The sequence below is a fragment of the Mesorhizobium sp. M7A.F.Ca.CA.004.06.1.1 genome (assembly GCF_003999135.1).
In the GTDB taxonomy this organism is placed as follows: domain Bacteria; phylum Pseudomonadota; class Alphaproteobacteria; order Rhizobiales; family Rhizobiaceae; genus Mesorhizobium.
Genome location: NZ_RZPQ01000007.1, coordinates 19,325 through 28,482 on the forward strand (window position 1 = coordinate 19,325; position 9,158 = coordinate 28,482).

The 9,158-nt window shown below is 59.9% G+C and carries 6 protein-coding genes and 6 pseudogenes; 6 read left to right on the top strand and 6 right to left on the bottom strand.

The window, feature by feature from the left end; translation table 11 throughout:
* Positions 1-391: 391 nt before the first annotated feature.
* Positions 392-1,435, bottom strand: a pseudogene (gene nifA, locus EN906_RS01480) (nif-specific transcriptional activator NifA); the annotation flags it as partial.
* Positions 1,436-1,497: 62 nt separating this feature from the next.
* On the opposite strand from nifA, the gene EN906_RS01485 reads away from it, so the two are divergent.
* Positions 1,498-1,950: a hypothetical protein gene (locus tag EN906_RS01485; protein ID WP_127262932.1), complete on the top strand. Its 453-nt coding sequence runs from the start codon at positions 1,498-1,500 to the stop codon at positions 1,948-1,950.
* 257 nt (positions 1,951-2,207) lie between these two features.
* On the opposite strand, the gene EN906_RS01490 is transcribed toward EN906_RS01485, so the two are convergent.
* Both EN906_RS01490 and EN906_RS01495 read right to left on the bottom strand, forming a co-directional pair.
* Entirely contained in the window at positions 2,208-3,416 is a 1,209-nt protein-coding gene (locus EN906_RS01490; protein ID WP_095794006.1) for a beta-ketoacyl-[acyl-carrier-protein] synthase family protein, read from the bottom strand.
* A complete protein-coding gene (locus EN906_RS01495; RefSeq protein WP_029356603.1) occupies positions 3,417-3,698 on the bottom strand; it encodes an acyl carrier protein in 282 nt (93 codons plus the stop codon). It lies immediately after the preceding gene.
* A 1,758-nt stretch (positions 3,699-5,456) separates the two neighbouring features.
* On the opposite strand from EN906_RS01495, the gene EN906_RS01500 reads away from it, so the two are divergent.
* Positions 5,457-5,873, top strand: coding sequence for a hypothetical protein (locus EN906_RS01500; protein WP_063169404.1), 417 nt, complete (start codon positions 5,457-5,459; stop codon positions 5,871-5,873).
* 238 nt (positions 5,874-6,111) lie between these two features.
* Here EN906_RS01500 and EN906_RS38890 read toward each other — a convergent pair whose 3' ends face one another.
* From EN906_RS38890 to EN906_RS01515, 3 genes and pseudogenes are all read right to left on the bottom strand, one after another.
* The gene (locus tag EN906_RS38890; protein WP_244514239.1) at positions 6,112-6,603 is read right to left on the bottom strand and encodes a cytochrome c; all 492 of its coding nucleotides are present in this window, start codon (positions 6,601-6,603) and stop codon (positions 6,112-6,114) included.
* Between the two features lie 41 nt (positions 6,604-6,644).
* A complete protein-coding gene (locus EN906_RS38000) occupies positions 6,645-6,878 on the bottom strand; it encodes a hypothetical protein (RefSeq protein WP_127312611.1) in 234 nt (77 codons plus the stop codon).
* Positions 6,879-6,887: 9 nt separating this feature from the next.
* Positions 6,888-7,167: pseudogene (locus tag EN906_RS01515) on the bottom strand (DUF411 domain-containing protein); the annotation flags it as partial.
* Between the two features lie 801 nt (positions 7,168-7,968).
* Here EN906_RS01515 and EN906_RS38005 point away from each other — a divergent pair.
* The 4 pseudogenes from EN906_RS38005 to gltD form a co-directional block, all read left to right on the top strand.
* A pseudogene (locus tag EN906_RS38005) lies at positions 7,969-8,173 on the top strand (isopenicillin N synthase family oxygenase); the annotation flags it as partial.
* An 8-nt stretch (positions 8,174-8,181) separates the two neighbouring features.
* A pseudogene (locus EN906_RS01525) lies at positions 8,182-8,451 on the top strand (pyridoxal-phosphate dependent enzyme); the annotation flags it as partial.
* Between the two features lie 278 nt (positions 8,452-8,729).
* Positions 8,730-8,893: pseudogene (locus tag EN906_RS01530) on the top strand (thioredoxin domain-containing protein); the annotation flags it as partial.
* A 41-nt stretch (positions 8,894-8,934) separates the two neighbouring features.
* Positions 8,935-9,158, top strand: a pseudogene (gene gltD / locus EN906_RS01535) (glutamate synthase); the annotation flags it as partial.

Here is a 9,158-nt window from a genome sequence, read left to right on the forward strand (position 1 = left end):
CGATCTTGCCGGGCGCGCGGTCGGTCACGAGCCGGGGCGACAGTTTCGTCTCGACCAACTTCCAAGAATTTGGATATCGGAGATCAACCGGTCGCAGGGGCCAATACCTGACGAAGTCGGCAACTGTCCAGCGGTCGAACTCACTTTCATGCCCATCTCAGATTGCGTGATATCGAGCGGTAAGCCATCAGCTAATGTATCGACCAGGTCCCGCCAGAGGATTACTCCTTTTTAGTTTGTCAGTCGCAGAGCCCCAGTACGACTGGTGGTAGAAAGCACACGGCCGGAATCTTGGCAGCGCTGTTCACACCCACTTCGTAAGCCTGGCCGATGGGCTCGGCGCCAGAGCACCAATGCTTGACCTGCTCCAGCTCTTGCTCGGCGGGTTGTTTCAGAGACGCTTGATCTCGATACCGCGTTTTCTCAGCACGTAGCCGATCTGGCGCGGGGTCAAACCGAGCAGGCGCGCCGCCTTTGCCTGCACCCAGCCACACTTTTCCATGGCAGCAATGACCGTATCGGCATCGGGCACCCTACCACGAGTCGTGGCAGGGCCTATCGGCGCTTGCCCGTCGCCGACGGGCGGGGCGGCACAGGCGGCGGAAGGCTCGATCGTAGTCGACTTCTCTGACGTCGGCTGTCCGTTCTTCCACAGCGCCGCGGCCAAGCACTGATCCGCGTAACAGGCAAAGTCAGTTCTGAGGATTGATGGACCCGTCGCCAGAACTGCCGTCCGTTGAACGCAGTTTTCGAGCTCTCGGATGTTACCTGGAAATTCGCAGTTCATTAGCACCTCAATCGCTTCGGGAGCGAAGGTCAGCGTGTGATCATTCTCAGTATTGAAATTCTTGAGAAACTGAGCGGCCAAGAGCGGAATATCACCTCGCCTTTCGCGCAATGCCGGCACGCGTAAAGTGACGACGTTGATGCGATAATAGAGGTCTTGCCGGAACTCCTTGCGTTGAACTGCCGTTTCCAAGTCCCTGTTCGTTGCGGCAATCACGCGAACATCAACTTTAATGGTGTGGTTGCTGCCGACGCGCTCAAACTCCTGCTCCTGCAGGACACGCAGCAGCTTAGCCTGGAACGAACCTGATATTTCGCCAATCTCGTCCAGAAACAATGTGCCTTTGTCGGCAGCCTCAAAGCGCCCCTTGCGCAAACTGCTCGCGTCGGTGAAGGCACCCTTCTCATGACCGAACAAGTCAGATTCCAGAAGCGTCTCGGTGAGCGCCGCGCAATTGACCTTGATGAAGGGCTGCTTGGCGCGAGGCGAGAGCTCGTGAATGGCTTTGGCAACCAGCTCCTTGCCGGTTCCGGATTCACCTCGCAACAGGACCGTAGTCTTCGCCTTGGCCACCTTGACAAGGTGCTCACGCAGCTTGCGCAGCGCCTGACTATCGCCAAGCATCTCCTTGCTGATCTTTTTACGTTCCATTTGGCAGCCCATCCCACTCCGCCACCCGCCGGTAGAACTGCACTGGACGGTGAGCTGTGTTGTATTTCGCCATCATCATTCTCGATCTCACCTTTGTTGCTTCGAAATTTCCGGCGCGCGGACCCCCTCGGCAAATGGCAATGGCGCCTGAGCATCGTTGTCTTTCACCAGGACGAGCGTCTTCTCCTCCGTGCGGGCGCCCGCAATATGCGCGCTTGTTTGCGCAGGCCTTTACTCGACCGGTCGCCGTTCTGTCCGGCTTCTGCCGCACCGCAGCCTGCAAACCCATCCTTGACAAGAAAGGAGGGGAGTCAATCGAGCTCTCCTTGCATTCGTGCAAGGAAAATTGTCAGTTTGATAGAATTCTATCAAAACGGCAGAAACGCCCCGCCCCCAATTTGGCTGTACCTGCGGCGTTCAGCTTACGTGACGACATGTGCGGACTTGTCCCAATTGCCGTCCGAGTTGTGCGGGAAACAGTAGCCGCTGCGCTGTTCGCTTCAACCGCGTGATGCCGCTGACAGTAGAGGCGGCGGCTCGTCGAGCGAGGCTTCATTGTTCGGCTACTAAAGCGGCTGTGCTTTGGTGGGAGTTGGTTTCGCCCAAGTTCTGGGCCTGGGGGCGTCTAGCCCGTTTCGCCGCACAGGCTCCTCCCACATCGTCGAGGCCGAGAAGGAGGGACCCCACAGCCCTCCCTGTATCACAATGCCCCGCCCCTCAAGCAGCTAGATACGACAGGTGACCTCGAATGAGGCGTCTTGCATGGCTTCTACACCTGCCTGAATGCCAGAACTGCGTTCGTACCGCCCATGGCGAAGGCGTTGCTCATGGCGACGCGCACCTTGCGCTCGCGCGGCACATTGGGTGTGATGTCGAGGTCGCAAGCGGGATCTGGCTCGCGATAGTTGGCGGTCGGCGGCACGACGTCCTCTTGGATTGCCATCACGCAGGCGATCATTTCAAGCGCGCTCGCTGCGCCGAGGCAATGCGCGTGCGTGGACTTGGTGGAAGAGATGGACATCGAATAAGCGTGGTTTCCAAACACACGCTTGATCGCCGCCGTTTCAGTCTGATCATTGCTCTTGGTACCGGTGCCGTGCGCGTTGAGGTAGTCGACGTCCTCGGCATTCAGCCCGGCATCGGCAAGGCAGGCGCGCATCGCCGACGCTGGCCCCTCGACAGATGGCGCGGCAATGTGGAAGGCATCGGCGGAAAGGCCGACGCCGGCGATCTCGGCAAGAATTGTGGCACCACGCCTCGTGGCATGCTCGTAGCTTTCCAGCACGGCCATGCCCGCACCCTCGCCCAGCACCAGGCCCTTCCTATCGGCGGAGAAGGGCCGGCAGGTATCGGGTGAAAGCACGCGCATTGCTTCCCATGCTTTCAGCACGCCCCATGCGAAGGGTGCGTCGCTGCCCCCGGAAACCATTACGTCGGCCCGGCCCAGCTTGATCTGGTCCACCGCCGAGGCGATCGCATGGTTGGCCGAGGCACATGCGGAGGTCACCCCGAAGACCGGCCCGCGCAAGCCGAGGCTCAAGCTAAGATGGACGGAAGCGGCGCTGGGCATCACCTTTACTCCAGTGAAGAGTTCAGCACGGATTGCGCTACCCAAAAGCAGTGAGCGGTAAGTTTGTTCTGTTGCGTACGAACCGGTAAATCCGACGCCCACTGTCGCGCCGAAGCGATGGGCATTCCCCTCGTCGCAGGAAAGTCCGGCCTGCCGCATGGCTTCGCGCGCTGCAAGCACGGCGAGCAAGCTGAAGCGGTCCATGGAGATGAGATGCCCCCGGTTGATGTCGTGCTGGGGCAGCGCCTTGATCTCAGCGCCGGTCATGCCCTCCAGGTCATGAAGCTCGGAATTGGCGATCGGGCCGATGGCGGAGCGGCCTTCGCGCATCTCTTTCCACATAGAGGCGGCGTCGGTGCCCAGTCCGCACAGGCCGCCCACTCCGGTGATAACGACGCGCCTGTCCATTCAAGCCTCCTTCGCAAGCAAGCCGCGGACGGCTTCCACGACGTCGCCGACATTCTTGAGATTGGACCAGGCATCGGCCGTGTTCATGTCGATCTTGATGCCGTAGGCCTGCTCCACATCCCAGAGGACGTCCGCCAAACCCAGCGAATCGAACCCGAGCGCGTCCAGTTCCGTGGCGATTGTTATCTCGCCGACGAATGACGCAGGCATTCCCTCACCGCTCTCCGACTCGGCGCGTTTCTTGATCAGGGCAATGACGTCCGTTGCGAATTGATCGGCCATTCTGTTTCCTGTCTTTCTTTCCCGCGTTTCGACCTGGACGCGGCTCAGTTCCTGAGGCGCGCCGCGTCGCGAAAGCCATCACGCTTGGGCAACTGACAAAGCCCAATGCTCATAAAGCCGGATCAGGTCCGGCCGGTGTGTGGCGTAGGTGCAGTATGACGATGTGAGCCGCTACACGTGCGCGTCTCCCGGTCTGTCCATAGGCTCGGAAGAAGTCGGACAGTTTGACATGGCCGGTCAGTTGCAACTCCCTTTCCCAGCACTCCACTGCCCGGTAGAGCGCATGAAAAATCTCCTTTCGGGCGGTTTCTTAAGACGCTCGCCACGCCATGAGGCAGTGGGGGCATCGGTGTCCATCAGGTGCTTCTGCCCATGCAGGATTCCAGAACATTGATGAAATCGTTTGTTTCGATGAAAGGCATCCACACTTTGGATGGTTGACCACGCTTTTCAAAGATCGTGAACTACATCTCCTCGTTGTGCTCGACGCACTCCGGACAAGTAACCTCATGGGCGCGGCATGCAGGATTAACCGAGCCCAGCCGGTCATGAGTGCGGCCTTGCCGGGTCGGGCGATAGGCAGTCATGCCCTGCCCTTCCTGCGGGTCAAGCACTCCGAAAAAACATTTCCCCCATAAATGCTAGATCTTCCGTTGCCTTTTCGCGTCACAGGCCGTCAAACGCCCGGCCGTTCACAACAGTGATCCGGCAAGTGTTTGGCTGCGCGAGACGATGCTGCAGGGAGTCGTCCTGCATGGCACTTCGCTATGATGCTGCGGTGCCGTCTAACGGCGCCTCGTGCTTGAACGCACTGAACGGCCACCGCGATCAAAATCGATGGTTCGAGGACCGTTGATCATCACCCCGCCAGCCTCGATCTTGTTTGCCGCCACGAGAGCGACACAGAGACTGCTGGTGAAGATGCCCGCCTGCCCGCTATGTTCCGGATGGTTGACCATCCCGGATGGACCCATCGAGGGTGTCAAGGCGAGCATGAGCACAGGCGCGAACAGTTCACGGGCAGGCGCGACGGTGGCCGCAAAGCAACGTCGCGCCAGCATGCGATCTCAGCAGGATCGGCACCATCCTGTCAGGGAGCAATGCGAGTGGCTGGCTTAGCCGCTGCGACGCTGCCCGGCATCGCGTTCAATTGATCTGGCGCCTTAAATGCAGGAAGGCTTCGCGGCCGGTACGAGGCGCATCCCTCCTCCGAAGCAGCACGCCCAAGTATCATCACAAGCCCCGAGCGCCCGCGTTCGGCGATGTCCAATTTCCGACAATGTCGGAATACAGTCAGATCTGCTGGATTGACTTTAAATGGTTTTCTCATTTGGCACAGCGCATGCTGGTTATCCGGAAACACGTGACCGACCAACAAGAAGTCGCATGACACAACCGAAGCCATCCATGTCTGACGGGCTGCCCAGGATACCTACTGCGACCGCGCTTGCCCGGTGACGACCGCTCCGGCTCCGCCCGTTACCGACGAGGCAAAGTGACGGATTTCCTGCGTTTCAACGACATGGAGGTGGTTGTCATTCCCGCTGGGGGACAGACTCGGCCTGTTCAAGGCATTGCGCGAAGGCGGCAAGATGACGGCCACCCGTGCGCGAACTCAAGGAGCGCAGCCTGTATCGTGTATCAGGCAAATAGGCCGTCGGTCAGTGACCTTGACACAGGGGACATGCGCAAGGTCCTGAAGTTTGATGCAGCGATAGAAGGGTGCCAATGACAACAATAGCTTACAGGAACGGAACCATGGCTGGCGACGGCCGAGCCTTGGGTTTTGACTCAGTATCCGTCGGTGAGAAAACGAAGGTGTTTCGCTTATGCGACGGCACACTCATCGGCGTTTCCTCTTCGTCCTTGGGTATTCCAAAGGCCGTTCGAGACTGGGTTGAGAAGGGCATGGATGTTTCTGATATTCCTGTGCCGCGCAACGACGACAATTTTGAATTTGAGGCGCTGATAGTGCGCAAAAATGGGGAAGCCGTATTGTTGGACGGCAATTGGCTGCCAAGTGATCCCGTGAAAGGTGAATATTATGCCATCGGGAGCGGCAAGCAGTATGCTTTGGCCGCGCTGGTTTTGGGCAAGTCAGCTAAGGAAAGCGTCGAAGTTGCCGCGAAACTCGACGTTTGGACTGGTGGCACAGTCACTGCCATAACTCACTAAACCCGCCTTTCGGCGGGAGTGTGACAGTGCGAGCGTGGAAGTAGGGCGCCACCCCGGGGCACGTCGAGCCCTGTCATGTGAGCTGGTCCATAAGCGCGCGAAAGCGTCCAGTTGTGGCCAAAAGCACGATTTGCGACAGAACCGGCCCGCTTCTATGAGTATGGGCCGCTTTTTGCGGCCAGCGTGCTTGCCATCCTGCCGCCAGTGGCCGTCGCCTTCTTCTTCCAAGGTTACCTCGTCATGAAGTAGAGCACCACGATCTTGTCGGAGAGATCGGAAGGCGGACGGCCCTTCCGTCCGCGTCGGCCAGTTCGAAAGGCGGCGCGGCCTGCTCGTCGATCGCCTGGAAGAACCTCTCCGCGCTGTCCCTCATCTTGTCGAGATCGGCGCCCGGATGGTGGGCCAGCGCGGAGGTCCCGAGGATCAGCGCCAGAAATTGAATCGCAAGCGACGGTTTCGCTTTCATGGACAATGCATTCCGGTTGGGGGCGTTCGAGGGCTCCGCGGCTAGGATTGGTCTCACTGTGTCTGCTCCCGCTCCCGGCGGCTCATCTGCCTGATAGGCGCGTTCCCGCTCGGGCCATGTGCTTTTGATGAAGGCCAGAACGGCCCGGATCTCCTCGTCGGTGAGGACATTCCCGAAGCCCGGCATGTCGCTCTGGTAGCCGCCGCCGACGACCGCGGCCGGTCCCGGCGCCGGCATGCGTCCCGAAGGCAGCGGGCTTTCCAATCGCGCTGACCTTCGCCTGGCTAAAACCGTCTTGCCTAGCGCTATCGCCGCGGCCGGGGCGCGGCCATCCGGTTGGCGAGCCAAGGCAATGTCCAGACCAATCCGAGGCCTGCCGCGGCCACGCATCGATAAGAGGACCGACGCCCTTCTCCTTTGCCGCCGCTGGAGAACAGGTATTTGATCAGCGCGGCCGTCCCGAGGACGAGCACGACGACGACAAGCAGCCACACCAGGCCCGTGCCGAACATCATCATGCCGCTCATGCATTCCATCATCGAAGCCTCCTATTCCGTGGCGTAGATGCCGCCGGTCGCGTCAGACTTTCGGATTTCGAGAATCTCGAAGGGCGCTTCCTTCGTGCCACTCATGCCGGGGGAGCCCATCGGCATGCCGGGCAGCGTCATGCCCTTTGATGTCGGGCCGCTCGGTCAAGAGCTTGTTGACCGTGCCGACCGGCACATGGCCGCTCACCACATAGCCGTCGATGAACGAGAGAAGGCAGCCATCGGCTTCCGGCGGAATGCCCTCTTCGCGGCTCATGGCGAAAAGGTCGTGAGTCGGCCTTGACGGTGATTCCTGGAAGGCCGATTCCAAGGCGAGCTGGCTTGAAGGCCGCGGTCCGGATGGTCGACTAGGCAGCTTGGTTCCACGATCGCAATGCTTGATCGCTTCATTGCAGGCCATGGGCTCTCGCCCCCTCCTTTTGCCACACGAGGCGCCAGCTCACGTGTTGTTGTTGGCGTGCGCCCCGGCAACCGCTTTCACCAGCCGCTCCAGCGATCCCGCGCGCTCCAGCTCCGCAAAGAATGATGCGGCGTGACGCTACCCAGCCGGTGCTTCTCGGCCTTCCAATTAAACTGTCTCGACGAAAGAGCCGTCTCCGTTGCTCCGGTCTCGGTGTTGAGTTCTCTAAGGCTGCGCCACACCTTGGTCCCCACGCCGGCAAATGATCTCACTATGCAGCCCGTGCTCGCACGCTCTCAAACTAATTACCGCTGCTGCAACACGCCGCCTGGCGGCCTGCACCGAAAAGCCGACAGGGGTGCATCTGAATAGCCGTGAACCCAGGTCTCAAAGACCATCCGGCGCGACGAGCGGACGCACCGCACGTGTGACACCCGCCTTGTGGGGCAGGGTTGCCTTTCTCAATCCCGGCGTTGGTCGGCGTCCCAATGAGCAGCAAGCTATTATCGGCCGCCGAATCTTAGTGGCTTCGTCGAGAGCCTCAATCAACCAAGCGGCGAAAGCCCCGCTAGAGTCTCCGCCCGCCTGTCGCTATGAAGCAGTTGCAGCCAGCGCTGCTTCAGGCGCATGAACTCGCCCGATGCAATGATTTCCGTCGCCCTGGGTCTTTCGAAGGGCACTGTTTCTATTCCCTTCTTCTTCGGCGCGCGGCTTGATGCCGACATACGGTTTCTTGACCTGCCGCCTGAACTGGCTGCCGAAGCGGGTGCCCCGCCAGCGACCCCGACAATCCCCTGTTCCGCAACTGCTGAAGAGCCGACTGCGCTCGCATCCCGATATTGCGCAACGGCACTATGCCGACATTCTGGAGACCGCAGCCGCATGAGCCTCGAGATGTTCCGCCGACCGTCGACAAAGGCGTCCTCTCGCCTGCGTCCGCCATTTGTCAGTGCTCGATCTGATTGGGGAGACGCCGGTCGTCGAACTGAAGAGATTCGATACCGGCAGGTGTCGTCGCTTCGTCAAGATCGAAAGCCAGAATCCCGGCGGATCGATCAAGGATCGCATTGCGTTGTCGATGATCGTTAATGCCGAACAGCGTGGCACGCGCGGGGCGGTACAATCATCGAAGCGACCGCTGGCAACACAGGGCTCGGCCTGGCCATCTGGCGGCACGAAGCGCGTGATCGCGTGTCCAAAAGCTGACAGCGTCAGACAAATGTCAGGTTCATTACAACCAACATCTGGGCACTGACGAGGTTTTTCGAAGCAATGGGCGCTAACTGCGCGCTGAGCGCGTTGGCATGGCTTTTGAGACTGAGTGACTGTGACTGCACTCAATGGGGCAAGACGAGCGATGCGCTCCTCCCTGAACCCGTGTGCCGTCTCTGAGAGGAAACCAGCTCGTGCAGAAACCTTTGGAAATAGCTTTGGACCGCAACGTGGTATTGCAGATGGAGTCCCCGGCTCCTTCGATTAGAGTCGAGAACTGGCTGCATGGCGAGCCCCTCACGAGCTTTGAGCCCGGCAAGTGTACATAGTCGAATTTTGGGCAACTTGGTGCGGCCCATGTGTGGACGGGATGCCCCATCTGATCCAGCTGCAGGGCGTCGCCAGGCGCACCATCTGGACAGCAGGAACTGGACTATGGGCAAGGTAACAGGCTTTCTCGAAATCGACCGGCAGGTGCACAAGTACCAGCCGGCCTCCGACCGCATCCGGCATTTCCGCGAGTTCACGCTGCCGATGTCCGACAAAGAGGTCGAGAAACAGGCCGCGCGCTGCATGGATTGCGGCATTCCGTTCTGCCATGGGCCGACGGGCTGCCCGATCCACAACCAGATCCCGGACTGGAACGACCTCGTCTACAA

Bases quoted from the DNA above. Each gene is read 5' to 3' on its own strand.
- EN906_RS01500 (WP_063169404.1), top strand. From the start codon at position 5,457: ATGGCTGGCGACGGCCGAGCCTTGGGTTTTGACTCAGTATCCGTCGGT.
- EN906_RS01495 (WP_029356603.1), bottom strand. From the start codon at position 3,698: ATGGCCGATCAATTCGCAACGGACGTCATTGCCCTGATCAAGAAACGC.
- EN906_RS38000 (WP_127312611.1), bottom strand. From the start codon at position 6,878: ATGATGGAATGCATGAGCGGCATGATGATGTTCGGCACGGGCCTGGTG.
- EN906_RS01490 (WP_095794006.1), bottom strand. From the start codon at position 3,416: ATGGACAGGCGCGTCGTTATCACCGGAGTGGGCGGCCTGTGCGGACTG.